32 protein-coding genes and 2 tRNA genes are annotated in these 20,863 nt (G+C 32.8%); 3 read left to right on the forward strand and 31 right to left on the reverse strand.

What is annotated here, in order from left to right; genetic code table 4:
- Positions 1-48 precede the first annotated feature (48 nt).
- The 12 genes from DHMRE_RS03285 to DHMRE_RS03340 form a co-directional block, all read right to left on the reverse strand.
- Entirely contained in the window at positions 49-546 is a 498-nt protein-coding gene (locus DHMRE_RS03285) for a hypothetical protein (protein WP_322632279.1), read from the reverse strand.
- An 88-nt stretch (positions 547-634) separates the two neighbouring features.
- On the reverse strand, positions 635-1,570 hold the full coding sequence (locus DHMRE_RS03290) for a hypothetical protein (RefSeq protein ID WP_322632280.1): 936 nt from the start codon (positions 1,568-1,570) through the stop codon (positions 635-637).
- Between the two features lie 114 nt (positions 1,571-1,684).
- On the reverse strand, positions 1,685-1,948 hold the full coding sequence (locus tag DHMRE_RS03295) for a hypothetical protein (RefSeq protein ID WP_322632281.1): 264 nt from the start codon (positions 1,946-1,948) through the stop codon (positions 1,685-1,687).
- A 2-nt stretch (positions 1,949-1,950) separates the two neighbouring features.
- Complete coding sequence (locus DHMRE_RS03300) at positions 1,951-2,163, reverse strand: hypothetical protein (protein WP_322632282.1); 213 nt, start codon at positions 2,161-2,163, stop codon at positions 1,951-1,953.
- 143 nt (positions 2,164-2,306) lie between these two features.
- A complete protein-coding gene (locus tag DHMRE_RS03305) occupies positions 2,307-2,933 on the reverse strand; it encodes a hypothetical protein (protein WP_322632283.1) in 627 nt (208 codons plus the stop codon).
- A 142-nt stretch (positions 2,934-3,075) separates the two neighbouring features.
- Positions 3,076-3,279, reverse strand: a complete 204-nt coding sequence (locus tag DHMRE_RS03310) for a hypothetical protein (protein WP_322632284.1) — start codon at positions 3,277-3,279, stop codon at positions 3,076-3,078.
- A 243-nt stretch (positions 3,280-3,522) separates the two neighbouring features.
- Positions 3,523-3,705, reverse strand: a complete 183-nt coding sequence (locus DHMRE_RS03315) for a hypothetical protein (RefSeq protein WP_322632285.1) — start codon at positions 3,703-3,705, stop codon at positions 3,523-3,525.
- Positions 3,706-4,534: 829 nt separating this feature from the next.
- A complete protein-coding gene (locus DHMRE_RS03320) occupies positions 4,535-5,026 on the reverse strand; it encodes a hypothetical protein (RefSeq protein WP_322632286.1) in 492 nt (163 codons plus the stop codon).
- A gap of 38 nt (positions 5,027-5,064) precedes the next feature.
- On the reverse strand, positions 5,065-5,316 hold the full coding sequence (locus DHMRE_RS03325) for a hypothetical protein (protein WP_322632287.1): 252 nt from the start codon (positions 5,314-5,316) through the stop codon (positions 5,065-5,067).
- On the reverse strand, positions 5,303-5,614 hold the full coding sequence (locus DHMRE_RS03330; RefSeq protein ID WP_322632288.1) for a hypothetical protein: 312 nt from the start codon (positions 5,612-5,614) through the stop codon (positions 5,303-5,305). The genes DHMRE_RS03325 and DHMRE_RS03330 overlap by 14 nt, the downstream gene beginning before the upstream one ends.
- A 38-nt stretch (positions 5,615-5,652) precedes the next feature.
- Positions 5,653-6,801, reverse strand: coding sequence for a hypothetical protein (locus DHMRE_RS03335; RefSeq protein WP_322632289.1), 1,149 nt, complete (start codon positions 6,799-6,801; stop codon positions 5,653-5,655).
- Between the two features lie 31 nt (positions 6,802-6,832).
- Positions 6,833-7,261, reverse strand: a complete 429-nt coding sequence (locus DHMRE_RS03340; protein WP_322632290.1) for a hypothetical protein — start codon at positions 7,259-7,261, stop codon at positions 6,833-6,835.
- A 249-nt stretch (positions 7,262-7,510) separates the two neighbouring features.
- On the opposite strand from DHMRE_RS03340, the gene DHMRE_RS03345 reads away from it, so the two are divergent.
- Together DHMRE_RS03345 and DHMRE_RS03350 are read left to right on the forward strand one after the other, a co-directional pair.
- Complete coding sequence (locus tag DHMRE_RS03345) at positions 7,511-7,711, forward strand: hypothetical protein (RefSeq protein ID WP_322632291.1); 201 nt, start codon at positions 7,511-7,513, stop codon at positions 7,709-7,711.
- A gap of 12 nt (positions 7,712-7,723) precedes the next feature.
- Positions 7,724-8,200 carry a hypothetical protein gene (locus tag DHMRE_RS03350; protein ID WP_322632292.1) on the forward strand — a complete coding sequence of 159 codons (477 nt, stop codon included), beginning with the start codon at positions 7,724-7,726 and terminating at the stop codon, positions 8,198-8,200.
- Positions 8,201-8,202: 2 nt separating this feature from the next.
- On the opposite strand, the gene DHMRE_RS03355 is transcribed toward DHMRE_RS03350, so the two are convergent.
- The 19 genes from DHMRE_RS03355 to DHMRE_RS03445 all read right to left on the reverse strand — a co-directional run bounded on the left by DHMRE_RS03355 (position 8,203) and on the right by DHMRE_RS03445 (position 19,738).
- Entirely contained in the window at positions 8,203-9,534 is a 1,332-nt protein-coding gene (locus tag DHMRE_RS03355) for a hypothetical protein (RefSeq protein ID WP_322632293.1), read from the reverse strand.
- 41 nt (positions 9,535-9,575) lie between these two features.
- On the reverse strand, positions 9,576-9,779 hold the full coding sequence (locus DHMRE_RS03360) for a hypothetical protein (RefSeq protein ID WP_322632294.1): 204 nt from the start codon (positions 9,777-9,779) through the stop codon (positions 9,576-9,578).
- 163 nt (positions 9,780-9,942) lie between these two features.
- Positions 9,943-10,851 carry an N-6 DNA methylase gene (locus DHMRE_RS03365; protein ID WP_322632295.1) on the reverse strand — a complete coding sequence of 303 codons (909 nt, stop codon included), beginning with the start codon at positions 10,849-10,851 and terminating at the stop codon, positions 9,943-9,945.
- Entirely contained in the window at positions 10,803-11,630 is an 828-nt protein-coding gene (locus DHMRE_RS03370; RefSeq protein WP_322632296.1) for an N-6 DNA methylase, read from the reverse strand. Before DHMRE_RS03370 ends, DHMRE_RS03365 begins: the two co-directional genes overlap by 49 nt.
- Before the next feature lie 62 nt (positions 11,631-11,692).
- Entirely contained in the window at positions 11,693-11,914 is a 222-nt protein-coding gene (locus DHMRE_RS03375) for a hypothetical protein (protein ID WP_322632297.1), read from the reverse strand.
- A 57-nt stretch (positions 11,915-11,971) separates the two neighbouring features.
- Positions 11,972-12,196, reverse strand: a complete 225-nt coding sequence (locus tag DHMRE_RS03380; RefSeq protein WP_322632298.1) for a hypothetical protein — start codon at positions 12,194-12,196, stop codon at positions 11,972-11,974.
- A complete protein-coding gene (locus DHMRE_RS03385; RefSeq protein WP_322632299.1) occupies positions 12,168-12,476 on the reverse strand; it encodes a hypothetical protein in 309 nt (102 codons plus the stop codon). The genes DHMRE_RS03380 and DHMRE_RS03385 overlap by 29 nt, the downstream gene beginning before the upstream one ends.
- Complete coding sequence (locus DHMRE_RS03390; protein WP_322632300.1) at positions 12,427-12,696, reverse strand: hypothetical protein; 270 nt, start codon at positions 12,694-12,696, stop codon at positions 12,427-12,429. Before DHMRE_RS03390 ends, DHMRE_RS03385 begins: the two co-directional genes overlap by 50 nt.
- Positions 12,697-12,737: 41 nt before the next feature.
- Positions 12,738-12,923: a hypothetical protein gene (locus tag DHMRE_RS03395; protein ID WP_322632301.1), complete on the reverse strand. Its 186-nt coding sequence runs from the start codon at positions 12,921-12,923 to the stop codon at positions 12,738-12,740.
- Positions 12,916-13,218, reverse strand: a complete 303-nt coding sequence (locus DHMRE_RS03400) for a hypothetical protein (RefSeq protein ID WP_322632302.1) — start codon at positions 13,216-13,218, stop codon at positions 12,916-12,918. The genes DHMRE_RS03395 and DHMRE_RS03400 overlap by 8 nt, the downstream gene beginning before the upstream one ends.
- Before the next feature lie 54 nt (positions 13,219-13,272).
- Entirely contained in the window at positions 13,273-13,464 is a 192-nt protein-coding gene (locus tag DHMRE_RS03405) for a hypothetical protein (protein WP_322632303.1), read from the reverse strand.
- Between the two features lie 101 nt (positions 13,465-13,565).
- Positions 13,566-13,643 (reverse strand) — tRNA-Met (locus DHMRE_RS03410).
- A 3-nt stretch (positions 13,644-13,646) separates the two neighbouring features.
- Positions 13,647-13,720 (reverse strand) — tRNA-Pro (locus DHMRE_RS03415).
- 4 nt (positions 13,721-13,724) lie between these two features.
- On the reverse strand, positions 13,725-14,207 hold the full coding sequence (locus DHMRE_RS03420) for a hypothetical protein (RefSeq protein ID WP_322632304.1): 483 nt from the start codon (positions 14,205-14,207) through the stop codon (positions 13,725-13,727).
- An 18-nt stretch (positions 14,208-14,225) separates the two neighbouring features.
- Positions 14,226-14,396, reverse strand: coding sequence for a hypothetical protein (locus DHMRE_RS03425; RefSeq protein ID WP_322632305.1), 171 nt, complete (start codon positions 14,394-14,396; stop codon positions 14,226-14,228).
- Complete coding sequence (locus DHMRE_RS03430) at positions 14,341-16,623, reverse strand: protein kinase (protein ID WP_322632306.1); 2,283 nt, start codon at positions 16,621-16,623, stop codon at positions 14,341-14,343. The genes DHMRE_RS03425 and DHMRE_RS03430 overlap by 56 nt, the downstream gene beginning before the upstream one ends.
- Positions 16,624-17,394: 771 nt before the next feature.
- A complete protein-coding gene (locus tag DHMRE_RS03435) occupies positions 17,395-17,703 on the reverse strand; it encodes a hypothetical protein (protein WP_322632307.1) in 309 nt (102 codons plus the stop codon).
- A 95-nt stretch (positions 17,704-17,798) separates the two neighbouring features.
- Positions 17,799-19,508, reverse strand: coding sequence for a hypothetical protein (locus DHMRE_RS03440; RefSeq protein WP_322632308.1), 1,710 nt, complete (start codon positions 19,506-19,508; stop codon positions 17,799-17,801).
- Positions 19,509-19,522: 14 nt separating this feature from the next.
- Positions 19,523-19,738 carry a hypothetical protein gene (locus DHMRE_RS03445; RefSeq protein WP_322632309.1) on the reverse strand — a complete coding sequence of 72 codons (216 nt, stop codon included), beginning with the start codon at positions 19,736-19,738 and terminating at the stop codon, positions 19,523-19,525.
- A gap of 131 nt (positions 19,739-19,869) precedes the next feature.
- On the opposite strand from DHMRE_RS03445, the gene DHMRE_RS03450 reads away from it, so the two are divergent.
- Positions 19,870-20,862, forward strand: coding sequence for a hypothetical protein (locus DHMRE_RS03450; protein WP_322632310.1), 993 nt, complete (start codon positions 19,870-19,872; stop codon positions 20,860-20,862).
- The last annotated feature ends 1 nt before the right edge of the window (position 20,863 follow it).

The raw sequence follows: 20,863 nt of genomic DNA on the forward strand, positions 1-20,863 counted from the left end.
TTTCGAATTTTTACTTGTTCTTTAAATCAGAGGGCTTAAGCCCTTCCTTTATGGTCATATTCAGTTCTTTTTTAACGATTCCTTTAGGGAAGTTTGAGTTTGATTTTCTTTTGATGGAACCGACTCTTTTTTTGGTGACGGAGGAGTGTTGTCTTTAACTTTTCCCGACTTTGATTCATCTGCATGAATGTCTTTATTTATTTTTTGAGTTGCTTTTTTGTTTGATTCTTCTATAATCTTATCCAATACTTGCTTGTTTAAATCATCACCCAAAGTTCCTTTTTTTACTATTACGGCCTTACAATTTCCTTGGCTCGGCACTATTAATTGCAATCCATTAGCATCTAGCCTTTCGATAAGTTGCTCGGTTTGTTGTTCGATGGTTAAGTCTTTGGGAATAATATTGAATAATTGCTTGTCCATTTCCTCACCACGCCTTATTAAAAAGCCTATGGTTGCTAATGTGTCTTTTAGTCGGGTTATTTCCTGCTGTTGTTCGCTAACTTTTGCTTCTAATTCAGATATTTTTTTATAATTCCTAGCCATTAATTACTTATTTTCTTTCAATAATAATCTAATTTTATCCCCCCTTGATTTCGTAACCGTTTAATCAATCTAATATTTTTCGTTTTCTTTAATTGCTTTTCTCATGCTTTGTTTTTTTAACTTCTAACGCCGTTTTCTTTCGTTTTTTAATCAATATTAACGAACTAATAAACATCACCACGATTGCTGCCACTAGCAAAGAACCGACTGTTCCTCAAAACATACTATTATCGTTTTTGGGATTTTGAGTAGCAGGAGAATTATTTTTAGCCTCAGTTTCCATCTTATCCAACCGGGCTTGAAGTTTCCCAATTACTATATTCTTTTCATTTAATTTAGTTCTTAATTCTTCAATACTTAAATCTTTGGTGTCCTCCTCTTTTTCTTGGGGAGGAATTGGTTCATTCAACTTTCTTTCTAATTCTTCCTTTTCCTCATTGGCTTTTTTTAAGTCCTCTTTCAATTGGTTCAATTCCTCGCCATTGGGAGTATCGCACTTGTGATTGAGGATTTGTTGTTGTTTCTGTTTTAGTTCTTTATCTAAATTATCCTTTTCATTGGCCAAATCGCTAACTTTCTTTTGTAAGTCAGTAATATCCTTATCACTACTTCCGGCTTTAACTATTTTGCTTTCTCAATTAGTCAAATCATTTCCTACTATTACTTTTAACTTATTCTGAAACTCGCTAATAGAGTTTGCTTGATGGTCAAAAGCGGATTTTAAAGCAACTCCTTTTTCGCTTTCTTGTTCCAGTTCCTCCATCATAATTTTCATTAATTTTTCTCAACTCTTTTTAGAGAGTTCTTTTCTTTTGGTTTTGGAAACTAAAGGAACGCTTCAATTTTTTGCGGCTACTTCCTCTCTTAATTTAACTCCTAATTCGTGTAATTGTTCTAAGTCATCAGTATTGTTAATGGCATTTTCTCAATTAGCAATTGAAAATTTCTCATCTTTAATTTTCCATCTTTTTTGTTTGCTTTTTATGTTATCTATTCAAAATTTCTTTATTTTATTGTAATTCATATTGCTTTCTATTTCTTAAAATTGTCTATATTTTCGCCTTATTTAGGTTTAAAAATGGCAAAAAAGCCATCTCTTCCCATTTTATTTCACTTTTTTAATTTGTATTGATAAAATCTATATTTCTAATTCGTTGCTTTCCCCGTAATAGTTTAGTCAGCCCATATCCTTACGACCGACTTCATTTTTTAAACTTTGCTGTCATAAAATACAACACTTTCAGCAGATAGGCCGTTTAACTGTCTGGGGATAAATATCCCAAAACAAGACATAACCCATTACTAATTCATTATTTTTCTGTCAGGGTCTTTTGAATACTCAGCAGAATCAGCAAGCCTTTTTTCTACTATTTTTCCTTTCGGGAATGCTTTTTGTTTCCATAGTTATAAAGGTATATTCACTACCTTTTTAGGCTTACCATTGCCATTACCGCCATTGTTTTTTTTCTCTTTGCACTTGCTACATCGGAAGCAAAACATCTCACTGATATTTTTCTCTTTGCCGCACTCGCGACATTCTTTAAAAGTTAGGATTATCACTAATCCCACCAAAAAGAAGTTAGCGGTCAGGCTAATGGCTAAAATTGCTTTTATCATATTACAATACTCAAATTAAATGTTAGCTATTAAGATTTATAGTCTCTCTTTTAGAGAGCGGGGAACTCGTCGTTCTTATCCTAAATCTTAAACTAGGCAGATTGGGGGATGCCTGGCCTCACAGCATGAAGCCTTTACTATGATTAACTTTTTGTGTTAACATAATCCTCTTCTTCTGCTTCTTGCAAGTTAATTCGAAAGTTGCTTTCTGCATCTTCTAAATCAATATCAATTCTACTGCTATAACTTTCTCAAATTTTGTCAGTTTCACTATCAGCCGCACCTATATTGAGTCTAATTCTTTTCTCTTTTCGCCGTTTTCTTAATTCTAGCAGTAATTCTTTATTGGTCAGTTCATCCTCTTCAGATTCATTTCCTCCATCTAATAATGCTCGATAACTTCTTTCGATAACTCTTTTATCGTCGCCTAATTTTCTTCAATCTTCCACGTGTAAATAATCAGCCTCGTTCTGCCGGGATTTACTATATTTAAATAAATAAATGCAGCCAACCATCAGAGTATAGGCAAAGCGGTTTCTATTTTTATTGGTAAAGACGAATAAAGGATCATCACTGTTTGGTAAAGGTAGTTGGTTGCTTTCGTTTCTTAATTCAAAATACATTTCAGTTAGTCTTCGCCGGATGCTTAATTTTAAAAGATAATAAGTTTCACCATTTTTATCTTTTTTGACTTGTCTTTCGACTAATTCAGCGATAACTACTCCTTGATTTTTTATATTATCACTTTTGTTTGTTTCTGTTGTACTCATTTTCTATTTGATTTACTTTAAAGATAAGGTTGGGGTCATTTTCCCTCGTATCATCTGCCGTTATAGAGATAATGCTGATGTTTCTTTTTAGTTAATTCGCCATTACCACTTATCGCACCTTTTTATTTGATTTTCCATAGTTTTAATTCTTATTTCTTTTTGTTGCGGTTTTTTCCACTCACTTCTTAAAATACTCGCTATTGTTTACTTTGCCTTTTCTGTTTTCCTTGCTTAAACTATTTAAATGGCAGTAGAAACACTTTTGTCGCCCTTTTGAAAGTCAGCATATAATTTTGCCAGTCCTACTTTTTCCCCTGTGGTACTTTATGATTGTTTCGTTAGTCATTATGCTTTTATTTTGTCGGGGTTGGTTTTCGCCCAATCCTCTCAATACTTTTTCCTTTCTGAATATTCAGAACGTTTAAAACTCTCACCATTTCTACATTGTTTACAAGGAATAGTCCTGTAAACTGTCCTATTTTCGCAATTTTTCATTATACAATATGCTTGTCCTGCCATGCGTTTATGCTTCCAATATTTTACTCGTTTCTGTATTAGTTCCTGTCATAACCTTTTAAAATAGGGGTATTTATTTATCCCAGTGTTTAGAGCAGTAAACCCCTTTTTGGTTATCCTCGCTATCATAAAACACTTTCATCTGACCCTCTTTTATTATCTCAAGGTCTTTATCGCAGATCATTCCTTTTGGGTTTACTTGCTTAATGTCTACTTTAATGCTATATTTTCCTTTACTATCTTTCTCCTTATTCATAAAATTTACTTTTGCCGTCTTTCCGGCTGTCTTTTTTTTGTTAGTTTATCCTTTTTCCTCTCGCCTAGTCTTTGTTCACTCTTAGTTTCATCTTCTTAAAACTCTTCAGTTCGGTTTTACCACCTTGCAGGTTTAGCCTGCTGGCGGCATGTTGGGTTTGTCAGGTTTTTCATCCTTTTTCAATTTTTATATATACAATATATCATCTGTCTTTAAATCATTTTACGAAAGTTCGACCTCCAAAACCTCAAATTTTGGTCCTTTTTTTCTCTCCGCTCCCTTATTTTCCGTGGTTTAGAGTTTTTACCCCTCCTATAATTATTGGTGCTTTATTCCCTGTTTTTTTATCCTAATCACGCTCGCTCGGGTGGGCGATATGCTTAAAATAAAAATTGAAACTTTTTTGGTTTCGGTTTTTTAAAAAGTGTTTTAGGCTAAAAAAACCCTCCTTTTTAAAAAATATCTCTGCCCTTAAACTTTTTCTTATTTTTTTGCTTGTTCTTTTGCTCTTACGTAGTTTTTCTTGCCGGGCTTAATTTTTGTTCGCCAAATTGCTTGCCGTTTCCTTTTTTAGGCCTTAATTTTGAAAAGTTTTTTAGAAATATTTTCGGTTTTAAAATGCATCAATGCATCGTTAATTGCGTGCGTGTTCGCTTTAAAGTATGTCTTATCTCTCCAAGGAGAGAACGACACCAATAGTTAGCTAGGTAATAGACAAGCAATACACACGGCTAAACAAGCACTTATATCTATCTAAGTATATAAGCAAGTATGCGACTAATAGCACACATAACCTAATCACCATACTAATTCAACCTAGTATTAACCATTACTCCAATTTTTGGGCTAATCTACTAAATTGAGAATATTGTTGCAGTTCATTTTTAACGATACTTTGGTATTCACTGCCTAATTGATTGTAGCCTTTAATAATTTTCTCTTCCAGTTGTTCTATTAATCAATCAGCCAATTTAATTAGATTGGGTATTTGATCCTTAATTAACCCTTTTAAGGCCCCCGCAATAAAGGCCAGGGTCTTATCCTGTAAGTAATTAAAAACCATATCTCACCAAATTCCTTTGACTTGAAATTCATTCGCATTTTCATCTTTGTGAAGTTCGACAATATGTTTAAGAGCATACTGTTCGCCTTCCTGATATTGTTGTTCAATTGGCAAATCTGCCCCTTTTTTGGTTAACTCCGTGCGAGGAATATCGTTTACTAAGCGATTAATTAATAATTTGTTAAAGGCTTGTTCTCATATTTCTGCTTTTGTTTTTCAGATTTGGCATTCAGTTTTCAAGGCTAATTCTTCGGTCATGGTTAAACACATTTATTAAGAGATTGGCAGGCTTTCCTCTAACCTCATAATCCTAAACTTTGGCGAAAATTATTGACTTCTTGCAAAATTTCTTTTAATTCGGCGGCATCTTCCGGCTCTAGTTCTTCATTTTTGGCTTGGTCGACACAAAAAAGAAAATCATTATACAAAATCTCTGCTTCTCCTCCTAATTCAGTTGTATTATCGATTTGGTTTTGGATTTTGCGGTATAACAAGAGGACATCGTCTTTTGCTTTAATTACTTCTTCTCGATAATTATAACTTGCCATACTTTTTTTCTAATTCATTAAATAGTCGTAAGACTTCTTTTTCTCGCTCGGCAATGTGTTTTCTCCATTTTTCTGCTCATGCTTTTAACCGGACATTGAATTCCGCTTGTCCTTTTTTTCCTCTTTCTATCTCTTCATCTAGTTTTTTTAAAGCCTCCTCTTTGGACATTGGTTTTTTTAACCCCGGAGACACAAATTTATCAGTTACTTTATTCTTTTTCTCTCATTCTTTAAAATAAGCGTCATACTTGGCTTTTAATTCCTCCTCAGTTTCGCATTTATTTTTAGTTCAGTTCATATTTAGTTCTGCCGAGTATTCTTGTTAAGTTTTAGTTATTAATTACTCAAGTCATCATAAGCCTCTTTAACGGTCTTGCCTTGCAATTCAGTCAGTTTACCCGTGGCACCAAAAATAATGTCTTTAATATCTTTTAGGTGTTTGGCAAAAAAGTTATCAATTGCCTCTTTTTTCTTCCTTTTTTTCCCTTGACCATTAATTATTGATACTATAAAGAATTCTGCAAAGCCGTATCTTATAGAATTAGCATCAATTTCATCTAATTTTCCTTTTTTTGTTTTATCTTCCGGAATGGCATCAATATCTTCTTCTCATTTATCTTTATGATGATAGTGTCCTCCTATGCCGCCTGATACTTTATTGTATTCATTTAACTCATCCTCAAAATTTCCTTTGACAATGCCTTTGCCTTGGTAATCATCAATAATTGCTTGCAATTCATTTTTCAAGTCTTGTCTTTCTTTAACTAGTTTGTCTACTTTGCCTAGTTCATTGTAGGCTTCTTCGATAGTTTTATTACCTACTGAATTGGGAGTTTTATCTTGCAAAATATCATCTTTACCATGTGGTCATTTAACAAAGTATTCATCTATCATTTTCTTTTTATCAGCATTGCTTTTAGTTTTATTTTCTAGCACTTTTTGTACGAAAAAATGAGCAAAGCCAAATTTTATTGAATTAACTTCATTCGCGTCTAATTTATCAGTGTCGGTTGTATCGGCAGGCGTTTGTTCCACCTCTTCCTGCCAAGTAGCAGCGTTTTGGTGAAAGTGTTTTTTTCCGGCATTGTTATTAAAATTAACTACTTCAGTTTCAAAGTTTCCAAACACATTAGTTTCACCTTTGTATTCAGTTATAATCTTTTTTAATTCATCTTTTAAGGCTTTTTTCTCTTTTTCTAGGGGAGTTAAGCCTCCTCCAGTAGTTGGAGTAATTGTTCCTAATCCTCCTATTTTTATTAATTCTTGCTTTATATTTTCTAATGCTGTTTTGTTAGCAGGATTTTTATTAATTTCCTGTTGCAAAAGTGTTTCAACAACTTCTTTTATTTTGTCTAATTTATTGCAAAATTCTCTAATTTCACCGCTTTTCGCTCAATTGGGTTGCGACATTAGTTTATTAGCTCCTTGCAATCATTCGGCTGGGTTTAATGGATTTTTTATTTCATTTTCTTTTGTTCCTGTCATTTTACTATTTTTATAATGTTAATTAGATTTTTTATAGTTTCTTTGGCGATTGTTCTATTTGAGCAGTAAACTCTTTGTTTTCTTGTTCTAACTTGCCAACTTTTTCTTTTAACTCTTTTACTTCCACTAATATTTCAGCCAAAGCAGTTTCAAGTTTTTCAGTTTTATGCTCTAATTCTTTATTTAGTTCACTGTTTTTTTCCTCTAAATTACCTACCTTATTTTCTAACTTGTCAGTTATAGTCTTGGTTGCTTTTGCCAAAAAACTTTCTTTTCAATAATAATTATGATGTTGCCAGTCAAATCAAACAGCGTTGTTTCCTTGTTCGATAATATCGTTAAGATACTGAATCTTATGTTCTTTCAACCACTTTGGCTCGTAACGAAAATCATTTTCGTTTATCTCTTTTTCTAGTTTTTTCTTATCGTCAATTAATGCTGCTTTGTGTAAGTTGTACATATTTTCTTAATTTCTATTTCGTATTAAATATTATCAGAGTTGGTTCAAAAAAAGGAATAATCAGTAATTCGCTAATTTCTACCCAACTCCTAGTGAAACTCGGCAAATCGGCATCTTACCTAGGATTCCGACTGATTTTTACTGTCGCTGCTTCACATATACATTTTACCTATCCGAACCCATCCGATAAGCACTCATCCCCGCTCCTTCTTATATAATACACAGCAAAAATGTTAAAACTATAATATTATGGTAGTAAAAAAAGGAACTAAAAGAAAAGTAGCGGACAGCAATTGAGATAAATTAGTAAACAATTTAAGAAAAGGGATTGCAGAAATGGAAAAAGATAGAAAAGCCGGAAAAAAAGAAACCCTAACGGCGGTGGAAGTAACTTGTACCCATGAAGACGTGGCTAAATCCGTTAGAGGATGAAAGAGAGGGAAGAAATAGATCACTGTAATCATGCAAGGAGGACTTCATGTTTTATTGGAAAACTTAATTAACTCTACTTACCAATATCATAGAGAGAGGCTTTCAAAAGCAGGTATTTATGGTAAAATTCACTCTTTGGCTACTTCTTATATTACTTTTGGCGGTTGGGAACCTAGTTGTGATGGAGCCGGTTGAACCCGCCTGGGAATAACAAAAGTGGGAAATATTTCCTTAGTTAGCAAAACCCTCTATTTAAGTTCTAATTATACTTACTGCTTTGCTGGTCTGCCAGTTATTCTTTCCTATAAGTTTCCAAGTCTCCTTAACACCATTGCTCACGAGTTGTCCCACTGCTTACTAGGCGATTTTGACTTAAAATGATCTCAACTTCATGATGAAGGCAAGCATGAACTATTAACTCAAGAAATCTTAAAATATTTATGAACTTTACCGGAAGTCCAAGAATTAGAGAAGTTGGTAGGACTAGCCGAAAAGGCTAAAAAATAGTCTTAAGTTGAATAGATGTCCTTGTTTTCCTTACCTATTTTGCCACTAGTAATAAATTCTTCTATTCTTCTTCGATTTTCCAAATTAAGAAATTTTATTTTTTCTTCGGTTACTTTTCACTTTAATTCATCTTGGAATTTTTCTTTTTCGATCACCGCTTTTAAATAATTAGGTTTGCGACTGCGGATAAAAGTATAATTATCGACTACATATTCAACTTTCTTTTGCATCCTTTCAAAATATTCCGGTTTATTCTTTTCTAACCAATTTAACTCTACCATTATTTCTGTATTGCTGTCACTAGCAAAAAAGCAGGCTAAATCATTAAAAGTATACATTTCTTGTCAGCCATCTTTTCACTCCACCACTCCCATTTTCTCTCTTTTGGCAAAATATAAGTCTCAATTAAATTCCTCGTAACTTTCAAATTCGTATTCATCCCCGACAGTTTTTTCTAAATATAATATCTGCCCCTTATCATTATACAGGCACTTTATTCAGGTTCATTTTCTATATTCCTCTGGGTCATGTGGTCTTGTTTTTCAATATCATTTTTCCAACTCCTCATTTTGTTTATTAAAACTGGTTAAATAAGGGATATTTCAGTAAGGATCATTAGGATTTCCCAAGAATACTTTATTAATATTGGGATTTTTCCGGCGACAACTCTTTTCAATATCACTATATCGCTTGACTTCATTAATTTGGTAGCCTTTGCCTTGTTCCCGCATGTCCCGGGAGGGAATAAACTCGTCAAATATTAAGTCAGTCAGAGGATTATTAATTCTCCTTTTGGCTTGGGCGGGATTATACAAATCTAAAAATTTTATTCTTTCTTTACTTTGATAAACTATCCCTCGATATAACGAACGCCAGTCTAAATATCAGTTATCCCGCCATTCTTTTTGCCGATTATCTCTAAATTCTACATCTTCATCTTGTCAAATTTCGTGAACTCATTCTTGCAATAAATCCTCATAATAGGGTCGGGATTGGGTAGTATTCTCATTCCAATCTCTTCCTAATAATCCGGCCTGATAATCTTCGTCGATAGTTGCCATATAGAGCATTCAAATAGAACTGTTTTTGGTTTTCCCCAATGCTCGGTCAGTTATGCCAAATTTGGTATTAATCTGAATAGTTTTCTTGCTTGGGCAGGCACAGGAGGAAGTCCAGCCTTCTAGCATAAAGCACTCATTTGAGACTGGTTCTTGGCAAACATAAATCTCTCGTAGGCGGATTAAATCTGTTACTTTCTTAAAGGCTTCTTGAAATTCAGGATCAATGCTTAATTCTTGAAAAGTTATTTCTCGTTTTCGGTCTTCTTTTGCCATTTGGTGGATTAAGTGGCAGTTCGGTTTTGTCCGCTTTTCAGTTAAACTTCCTCAACATCATACTTTAAAGCACAGTCTCCGTAAATTCATTCGATTCCTTCATCTAATTTACTTTGTTCATTTCCTCAATTAATTTTTAATTCATGGGTTACATCATTTTCAAGAAGTTTTTTTCCGCATTGGTCGCATGTTTCAAGTCCAGAAGAAGTTATTAGTTTTTTATCTCCGCTTAATTTTTTTTCCATATCAAATACATTTTAGTGAACAAAAAACGCGCAAGAGCCACTTCTCTCCATTATGGTCCACCTTTTATTCCTTACAAAATAGGCAAAAAGACATATTTTTAAGGTAAAAACGGCTGTTAAGTGGTCCACCCTATTTTCGCAAAAATTGGCCTTAAGTTCTGCACTAACATGCCATTTCTCCCGAGTTAATTTCTCACATGTCAGGATGAGGAGAAAAATTAATCAATTCAATTTCGGGCAAAAAGGTTTCTATTTGTTCCACTGGAATGCTCTGTATTTCCTCAACTAACCGCTCTTCTTTTCACAATACTTTCCACTCTAAAAACTCTTTTATTCTCAACTCTTTAATCACCGAACCATAGTAAAATCTCCGCATGGTCGGTTCATTTTGTTCTAGATAATTAATTAGCATTCTCATTCGCTTTTTGTTTTCAGCAATTTCCTCCTCATTTAGTTTCTTCTTTTTGGGAATTAAATATCAATGCTCTACTCCTCCGGAAGTATTTTCCATTTCTTTTACTAATTGGGCAATTGGCTCCCTATTTTTTTCGAATAATTTAGTTGCCAATTTAATGGCGAGGTTAGTTTTATCAACTTCTTTCAAGTTTCGGCTGCTTACTTTGCGAAAATATTGGCCAATTGTTTCTCCCTTTGGTTCATCTAATCTCTCTAAAATGTATTTGATAAAGCAATAGTCATGTTCTTTTAGTCTTTTCCGACTTACTTTTTCCTTATTTTCACTTTTATATTCAGCCATTATTTGTTCTTTGGTTTTTCCCGCACAATTAATAAAGTAAATATTTTCCTTATCCTCTCTGTTTTTCCGTAATAGGAGAACACAAGTATCTAATTGAGCGTTATCAAAGGCATTTCCCGTGCTGCTATCTTTGTGAATAAAGTCAAAAAATACTGCTTCTAGGTAATTACTACTTACTAATCTTTTTCTTTCTTCGTAATATTGTTCAGTAATTAAAATACTAGTTGGTAAAATAATTAAGCAAACTCCGGCCGGCTTTAAGTGTTTTAAACATTGACGAGTTCAAGCGGTATTACCATCTTTGCTGCCGTACACACTTCTTCTTTTAAAAGTTGATTAAAAGGGGGATTGCAGAGTACTACATGGAATTGTCTTTTAAATCCATCTTTTTCTAAAGTATTGCCATACTTTATTTTGCCTCTTCTCATTCCAGCTGGTTTAAGGGTGCAATTAGGTTCTCCTCCGCCAAGAAATCGGTTCATTTTTCGCAATAACATTCAACGGGCTAATAAGACGCTTTCGTGTTCTATTTCTTGCCCGTAAATTTCACAATCAGGTTTATATTTACGAAAAGTATATAATAATGCCCCAACTCCACAAGCAGGATCGTAAACTTTTAATTGTCATTCTTTTCTAGGTTTTTGGCGTTCGCGGATAAAATTTCAGTAACTATTATTCTTGTCTTTTTTGTTTATTTCTTCTCAATTGGGCTGGTAATTTTCCACGTATAAAAGTGCTAATTCACTCAATAATTCACAATAATTCTTGGGAGTAAAAAAAACTCCGCCTTTACTGGCTAAATAACGAGGATAAAAATATTCGACTACTTCCGGATATCATCATTCTTCTTCATTGGGTCGGTATCTTTTGATGGTTTCCCGCAATTTTCTCTTTATTTCTTCTCCTCCTTTGGGTGCTGGTCAATCCAAGAAAGCACACCAGAACATTTCTTTAAAAGTATGGTTAAGATGGGGATTTATTTCTTTATGTTGATTGCTATTTAAGAAGTGATCTTTGTATTTTCATTTGCTAATTCTTTCGCAAACTTTTATAATGTTGTGTCAATTTCATTTTTCTCTTTCGATAAAAACCATTTAATTCGTTGTATTAACATTATTTTGAGTACTTTTTCGGTTTTTAAGAAATTATAAGTAGGTTAATAATTTAGTTGTTTTATCACGCACGCTCGGCTGCGTGTTGTTATAAACTTTTTATAATTGTTTTTCCAGTCTCTTCATTTTCCGTTCCATTTTTCATTGTTGGTAGCAAAGAGAACACAATAAACTTCATTATTTTTCTTTTCAGAGTTATAATTTGATGTGCTTTCTCAATAACCTTCGTTTATTTTAATGTCTTTTTTGCACTTGCTACATTTCATAAAGTTATTTTGCCTTACTTTGGCTATATACTAAAGTGAGTGCATTCATTTCTAGACTTATTTTTGAGTATTTTGACAGTCCTCGCTACAAAAGTAAATCCCTTCATAACAGCCAAATAATTCTTTTTTTTCCTTATTTTTGACAGGTATTTTTTGATAAATCAGATTTTCCAAGTTTCCCGGTTCTTGGCAAGTTTTGCATCTTGTTCATAGTCTATTAGGGTCAGTTAGTAATTTTCTTTTTTTTGATTTGTTATTCTTTGCCTTTGATAAATCTTTCATCGTAATGTTCCCGCATTCAGTTTTTAATTTTTTCATCCTCTTGCTTTATTGTAATTGGTTCGGTTACGCTCTTATAAATTTGCCTATATCAATAACCTTTTTCTATGTCGGTTTTTTGATAAAAAGCTAGGGTTCAGTCATCATCGTTTTTGCAAATCATTCTCATTTCAGTAATATCCTCGTAATAGCGATAGGCAAAACTCCATTTAATTTTTCCCTCTTCTATTCTTTTATTTACTTCTTCTAATAGTTCTTTTTCAGTTGTGTGTTTTAGGCACATATTTTTCAAGTTCTTTAAAGATTTTATTTCAAATCTCTTCGGTTTCGGCAGGTGTTGGTTCATTGGTTTTTAATCAGGTTAGACCCTCATAATAGGCTAGAAAGTAGCTTTTTATTAATCTTTCTTGTTCTTTATTAAATACTTCCATCGGCTTTTTTTTAATATTTCTTTTCTTATTCTTTTGTCAATAATTTTTCATTGCTTGGTCGATTGTGGTCAAATGTCTTTCATGCTCATTCTATAAACTTCCATTAAAGGATTTTATCAGTTTTTGATAGCAAAATACAAAGCAATCACAAAATAAACAATGCTAACTATTAGCCAAGCCCAACCCATGAAAGTAAATCTCTGCTCTTCCTTAATTACAAAAAAATAGTTGAAAAAGGCGTAAATAACTGGGCCTAACAGTATTATTTTTTCGGAGATATCTTTTAAGGTTTTAAACATTCCCATATTTTCTTATTCTTTCAGCGGTCTTTTCACAAATTTCCTTTACCACTTCTTCCGCATTCCTTTTAGTCTTATGAGCGATGGGAATTACCATAACTAGAGAAAAATCAACTCCATCGGGATTGTTGTCTCATTTAATAAAACTTTTTTTTCAGGCAATGCCATATTCTTTTGCCATTTCCTTTCAAATGTTAAAAAGATTTTCTAATTTTTTCAAGGCGTCAGGCTGGTCCACCATATATTTTTCCAAGCCCTCAATTTTGGATTGTCCTACAATAATTTTTTCTGTCATAAATATATAAGTTCACATCTATTTAGCATTTTTGTTTTCTAGCACATTTTAATATTATAAGCAATCTCAACAAACCCCTATCATTAAACCATCTCTGTGAAAAATGCTGGGAGCATTCTTGCATCGTTCACAAAGAAGCCGCGGAGTAATATATTTCTTGCCATCAATTTCGGCATGTCAATTATAAACTGGCTCATTTCTAATTTTTGCTTTTTCATTCGTACATAATTCATTGGTTAGGTACATCTTTCCTCTTTTTCCCAAGCTTATAACTCTTTTAATTGCATTCATGATTTAAAAATCCTTTTCCATTAAGTACTCATTTTGTCTTATTTTTGTATAATAATTGGTAGCAGGGGCAGGACTTGAACCTGCGATCTTTGGGTTATGAGCCCAACGAGTTGGACCGACTACTCTACCCTGCGTTATGGTCGGGAAAGAGAGAATCAAACTCCCGTCACATGAACCCAAATCATGCATCTTATCACTCGACTATTTCCCGCTGTTTACTCATGCTCTCTATCCTCCTCTGTCGTTTTTAGCATTTCTTCTATTGCTTCCCAGGTAAATTGTTCTTGTTCTTTAATGGTTCCTTGAGTTTTTATTAATTCATCACACTGTTCCTGGGTAATTCCTTGTCTTCCGGCCTGGTATTCTTGAAATCACCCCTCAAAAGTATATACTTTTTCTTTCGGTTGTTGTTCTTTTTCCGGTCGCATTTTCTTTTTCTTATCTTCTGGTAAAAATAAGTCTAATATTTCTTGTGGGATTTTTGCTTCTTCTTCTACAAAAGCATCCGGGGTTATAAATATTCGATCATAATGTCCTTGACTTTTTAAAGCATCTTGTAATGCTAGTAAATGGTCTTTTAAACTTTTAAATAATTGGGTGCCAAATTCAGTTTTTTTGTTAAAGGATTGCCCTAAGGCATAATCATTTACTAGAAAATTTTTCTTGGTGCAGCATTTGCAACTGGCTCAGATTTTCATGTTAAGTAGTTTTTGTGCTTACTTTTGTTTTAGTTTTTCCTCTACTAATTTGGGGTCTGATTTTAGTTCTTCGCTAACTTTAATTTTTCTTTTAGTTCTTGGTATTTTTGTAAGAGTGAAGTGGTTGACATCTTTAATTTTTAGGGGGGATTTGGATTTGGGGTTGGGGGGAAGTTTTTTGCTGTTCATCTGGGATAGTTAACACATTTGAGTCAAAAAGATGTAATTCTATATCTTTACTAGCACTGTCTAGTTCAGAAATCTTTAACTTTTGTAATTGTTCTGTGATCTCCTTAGTATCTATCACTTTACTAGTAGTAACTGCCTGCGGGTGAATTTGATAAGGAGTGTTTTGGGATCACTGATTGTATTGTTTTTTTGTTTCTTTATATTGTTGGTAAAAGGAGGTATTTTCCCCTTCATAAATTTCATTACATCAACTACTAACAACCTGTTTTAACTCTCTTGCGTTAGGTCTCTTTTTAGGATCGTTATCTCAACATCTCCTAATAAAGTCTTTGCATGCCCTTGGTATTAACAATTTATCTATCTCAGGTCGATATCCTTGACAGACTTTCAAAGCCAAATCAACATCGCCTAGTTCTGGATAAGGATAAGCCTGAGCTAATAATTCATAAGCCACGATACCAAAAGAGTAAATGTCACTTGCTTGTGTATAGGGCTTGCCTTGTAATACTTCGGGGGCTATGTAGGGAAGAACACCGAAAATTTGGCTCTTTTCTGGTTGAAAGTTGGCTGGCTTGCTGAGACCTAGATCGGCGATAGAACTATTTAAATTATTAGAATTCAACACATTGCCACTATGAAAGTCTTGATGGATAAGGTTTTGCTGGTGAATTATGTCTAATCCGGAGGTAATATTTGTTAACTTTCAAAGTTTATTAAATAAACTAAATTTATTAGTTTTATTAGTTAAATACTGTCTTAAATTACCTTGATACATATATTTCATTACTATGATATAATTCTTATTTTCATCCTGAGAAATACCATGGCATTTGACAACATTATTACCACCATCATCAACTAATTTAATATTAAAAATCTCTCTTAAAAATTCTAAGGTGATATTTTGGGAACTAGTGAGGGATTTGAGAACTACTTCTATGTAATTTAATTCTTCGTAATTCTTTTTTTCACTATTTCACTTTTCACTTCTTTTGCTTTGTCATCTAGCCTTATAAACTTTGCTAAATCCACCCTCTGCTAAGTATTCAATATTAGTAAATTGCTCGTAGGGAATTCATTTTAATTCACTTTCTTCTAGTTGTTCGGAATAAATTAAATCCTCCAACGTATTTATTTCTTGCTTTTTTTGTTGCTGATTAAACTTCTCAACTAATTCTTGCCCAACCAGATTTTTTATATTAACTTGCCATTCTTTCTCAAAACAAGAGTGACATCGCCCTTTATTAGTATTAGGTTGTTGGCATTTTTTACAAAATCCGTATTTAATTGGCTCTAGATCGGTTCCTTCTAAACTTCTGGGCAATTTGTCTAGGTTTATTTTACTAAAGTTGACATTTCCAATATAAAGTTTTTTTAACCTGCCACTAGCAGGTAAGGATAAATTAGCAAGTTGGCTATCTCGGCAATCAATTTCTTTTAACCACACACAATTAGTTAAATCGAGGCCGGTTAATTTATTACTAGAGCAATTAAATTTCCTTAAATTAACAAAATCAGAGAGATCTAAGTTGCCGGTGAGGTTTCTTCATCTAATATCTAACTCTGTTATTTCTTTTCTTTGCTTACCAAAATTGTTATCGATACTTCATGACTCATTTTTTAATTTGCAGACTCCATCTTGGGGATAAAAGTAATCTAAATAATTTTGAGCAATATAGAATTCTTCCCTTAATTGTTTTAAGTCTAAATTCTTGTTAGGCTGGTAGTCTTTATCTCTTAGGTAAGCCGCAAATTCAGTATCACTATCGCCTAAAAAAGGTCTTAAACTAATCTTTCTTCACACTCTGGCTTCTTGGGGAGTAAAATAATATTCTTTTCATCGGCAAACTTCATTCAAATCTCTTGGTTTAAAGCCAACTGCTATTCATTCTTTTGCTTCTTGATAAGATAAGCCAGTTTTTTCTCAAAGTTGTTGATAGGTTTGACCTCTTAAAAATAACTTGATAAAACCAGGATGGAGAGCGGTTCAACAATTCTCTGATGCATAAGCCATTAAAACATTGCTATTGTTCTTACCTTTTTTTACCGTAAATTGATAAGTTTTATCAACTTGCAAATCACTTCATTGGTCAACATCTATCCAATTAGCAAAAACTAGGATAGTTTTTCGATTTTCTAATTCCAGAATGAGATATTGTTGATTATTTTTATCTCGTTTAAACTTTTTATTAAAAACAATAGATTGGATAATCCTTGTATTTACCATAATGAATAATTTTAGCAAAAATTATCTATTACATACAAGCATCAGCCAACAATATTTTACTCTACAAAGGAGTATCTTTTTTAACCTATGACAAAGTATAAAATTATAATATAGTTGTCTATCAGGGACTACTGGCGGATGAAAGAGGTTTGTATAAAATCCCATTTGTCTGCCTACTGTAGTCTGTCAGGCGTTCCTACTAGGCAACTATACAGTAAAGACAAATGGGGAATTACTACTTAAAGCAAGTCAAACTTGTTGTTAAACATTTACGGTTACGAAGAGATGTTAGGAGGGAGGAGAGATTTTTTTCGCTCGTTTCTGCTCCAAAAGAAATTCCTCCTTAATTAATGTTAGCGAAAAATTATTCTTATTACAAAGAATATCTTTAAGAAGAGTAAATTATGAATAATTTATCTTTCCAAAACAGATAATTACAAAAAAAATACCCCCCAGTAATTATTTATTTTGGGAAGGTTTACACTGAACTGTCTCCAATGAGTACTCATCCATAGGAATAACACATAAAGCAAAATATTGGAAAGTTAAGAAGTAGTGTTTCTTGACTGACCAGACCATTGGCGGAATTATACCTAAAAATCCAATGGTGGGGCAAATGAGAAACATGCCCCTAGCATCCGCTAGCAAAGTTTAATCAACTTTCGAAAATAAGTAATTAAAATTATTTATCTTTGGAAATTGATATATATTTATATTTTATACTTTTGAAGGACGCACTAGATAAAAAGTTACTGGCATTCTTTTTTTAGCCTACGACAAATTATTCACATATAATTTTCACTCCCTAAATAATTTTTCATATTCTTCAATCGGGAAATCACGAGTGCTACCATACATCAATATTCTAAAACTCACATTTTCCTTATACTTCTTTACTAGTTTTATTTTTTTTGTTATATTAGAAGGAGTATACTTTTTTGGGGGGATACCCAAGTTATCTTCTAATGAAAGCATTAAAATAGCGACAGCGTGATAGTGAGTAGAGGCCATTTCTGGATACTCCCCTCTTTTCTCCTCTCTAATATTTCCCTTACCCGGACCACTTGCTTCCCGGTCCACAATGTTTTTTTCTAGTCAGTCGTAAAAACTTTGTCAGTTTCTATTTGTTGTCTTGTCGTTTTTGTTGCTTTGCGAATCATTTTTTTTCGAATCGTCTATTTGTTGGGGGGGGGGGGGGGGGTGTAGTTTTTATAGTATTCCCTAGCTTGGAGAATAAAATAAACAAAAGTAGCTCGCCCAATATCACCTCGAGCATCAACAACAGGATATGCAGCACTATTGTTTTTATCCATCCATACTTCCCAATATAAATTCTCCACACTTAAATAATAAAGAACGGCGTATTCTAGCATATTTTTTTTTGCCGAAAAGAGAAAGAGGGAACTTTGTGGAGACAAATTTTTATTCATTAAAAAATTAAAGAAACCGGTATTATTTTTGTCTTCATCGTTTTTTCATTTATCCACCCAGCCTTTTTCTAATGCTAATTCAGCAGCCAATTCCTCCTTGGTTTTTGTGGCTAAATCTAATTGGGTTTGTAATTCATTCTTTTTTTGGGTTAGTTCAGTTATAGTTTGTTGACTTTTAAGTTGTTCTTTTGCCCTGGCAATTTGCTCTAAAAACAACAAACGCACCCTTTTATATTCACCCCGTAACTTATCTCATTTATTTCCCGTTCCAAGTTCTTTTAAAATTTGGTCGTAGTCATTTACTTCTTCTTCTTCTTTTTCTATTATCTCCATCAATTCCTTTTCCTCCTCATTCAAATCCCCTTCTTTCAACTTCTCCTCTAAATCTTTATTTCTATTTTCTAATTGCTCTTGGCTTTCTTTACCCTCAATTAGAGAATTAACTAATTCTAATAATTTAGTTCTAATTTCCATGTAAGGGTGGCGTAATTCTTCTCAATATCATTGCTTTCCAGAAACATCCTCTCATCCGGCTTCTAATTCGTTTTTTATAGTCTGATATTCGTCAGGTTTTCAGTCTTTCCAATTTACATGTTTTAGTAATTGTTGTTCGGTGGGATTATCTGTGACTTGGTTTTTGAGGGTTCCGATTTCTTGTCTTAAATTTGCTAGTTTAGTTTGTAAAAGAGAGACTTTGTTTTGTTCTTCGGTTAGTTCTTGCTGATATTTAGTGATATCGGCTTCCATTTTTTTTATATCTTCCCCAGTTAAATCAGTTTGAGTTCCCATTTCAGCAGTAGCAGGTTTTTTTAAAGCCTGTTCTAATTTAGTTTCTCAATCTTGGTCTTTTTTAGTTAAAAGTTGTAAATATTGTTGTTTTTGAGTTTGTTCTTTTTCTTGGAAGTCTTTGATGGTTTGTTCTAGTTGGTTTTCTTTTTGGGTGAGTTGGAGTTTAATATTGTCTATTTCTTTAATAACTTCCTGGGTCCGCAAGAGTAGTCCTTTTTGACTAGAAGCCTGTCCTAAAATGTCATAAACCTGCTGATCTACTTTTTGAATATCTTCATTCATCTGGGCTAAATTGGTTAATTTAGTCCTTAAATCTTGTAATTCTTGGTCTAATTTTTTTTCCTGGAGAGTTAATTCTGTTTGGGTTTCTGCCTCTACCATGACTGGTTTGGGCTTATTAAGTATCACATTAGCACTATCCAGTTTGTTTTTTACCTCCGCCAACTCTTTTTCGGCATGTTCTTTATGGATTGTAGTTTTTTTTAAATCTTCTTGCAAATGCTTAACTTTGGCTAAAATTTCTTGTTGTAACCTCTTTAATTCTTGGTAATCGGTATTTAATTGCTTATAGTTTTGTTCACTAGTTAGCAAATCGTTAGCAGTTTTTATTTGCTTATTTTTCAGTTGGTCGAGTTTTTGTAAGGCTTGGATGGTATTCAGGGGCATTAGAAAAGTTTTTACTATAAGTATCAATATTCGTTCGGCATACAGTGGCGGCAAAATTTTTCTTCTTGCCCGGTATCTTTGTGCAGAACATCATAACCATTATCGCGATAACTACCCGGTTTGGGTTCGGGACTTACTTCTCTCCCGCATTTATCGCAAACTCCCTCTTCAGTTGCTTCTATATCTAATTTGCTTGCTGGGTCGTCAAATGATAATGTTGTTGTCGTCATGTTAAATCAAGTTAATTTTATGCTATTCAAAATTTATTACTTCTTGTTTGCGACTGGCTTTTATTTATGTTACACAATACATCCGAGCGAGTATAATATTTAGTTATTAAAACATTTATATATAAGCCTATATGACTGAACTTCTAACTTCCCTTAAAAATTCCTCATTAGTGCAAATTCGCAAAGTAAATTTGAGGTATGTTAATGGAAAAAAAATGTTAATTAATGAAAAAAATATACTTGACCAATATTTTACCAAAAAATATATTGCCGAAAAATTACTCAAAAAAACTAAAAACATAATTTCTCAATATGAAAAAATTGAAAAATATACTTGATTAGAACCAAGCGTAGGAGAAGGATGTTTTTATGATTTGCTTCCCCCAAATAAAAGAATTGGTGTCGATGTTGATCCAAAAAGAAAAGATGTAATTAAAAGTGATTACTTAAAATATAAATTGCCAGATAAACCTTTAATTGTTATTGGAAATCCCCCTTTTGGGCATAGAGGTGTTATAGCTTTGGAATTTATAAATCATTCAAAGGAAGCCGATTTCGTGTGCTTTATCTTGCCTATGTTTTTTGATAGTAAAGGAAAAGGAAGCATAAGATATAGAGTTAAAGGATTCAATTTAATTTATTCCGAACAACTAGAAGAAAATGCTTTTTATACCCCAAATAATAATGAGGATATTGATATAAAATGTGTTTTTCAAATTTGAAGTAAAAAATATTCAAATCCTAGTATACAAGACTTAAATTGATATTCATTAAGAAATAAAAACCCTTTTAAAAAATATTTAGATGTTTTTACTGTCTCTCTGGCAAAAAAAAGAGAATGTGGTAAAAAATGAATTTTTGAAGAAAAAGCGGATTATTATTTATCAACTACTTTTTACGGAGAAAATAAAGTAGTTGATACTTTTGAAAAAGTAAAATATAAAAGTGGTATTGCCATTAAAATAAGTACATCAAATAAAGAAGAAATTCAAAAAATCAAATATTTACTAGAAAATGCTAATTGAAATAAATATAGCAGTTTAGCCACTAATTCTTGTAGACATATTGGCAAAGTTCATGTATACGAAATATTGAAAGATAATGATTTTCAAATAGAGTTATAGT

This window comes from endosymbiont DhMRE of Dentiscutata heterogama (assembly GCF_002888635.2).
GTDB lineage: Bacteria > Bacillota_I > Bacilli_A > Mycoplasmatales > CGIF01 > CGIF01.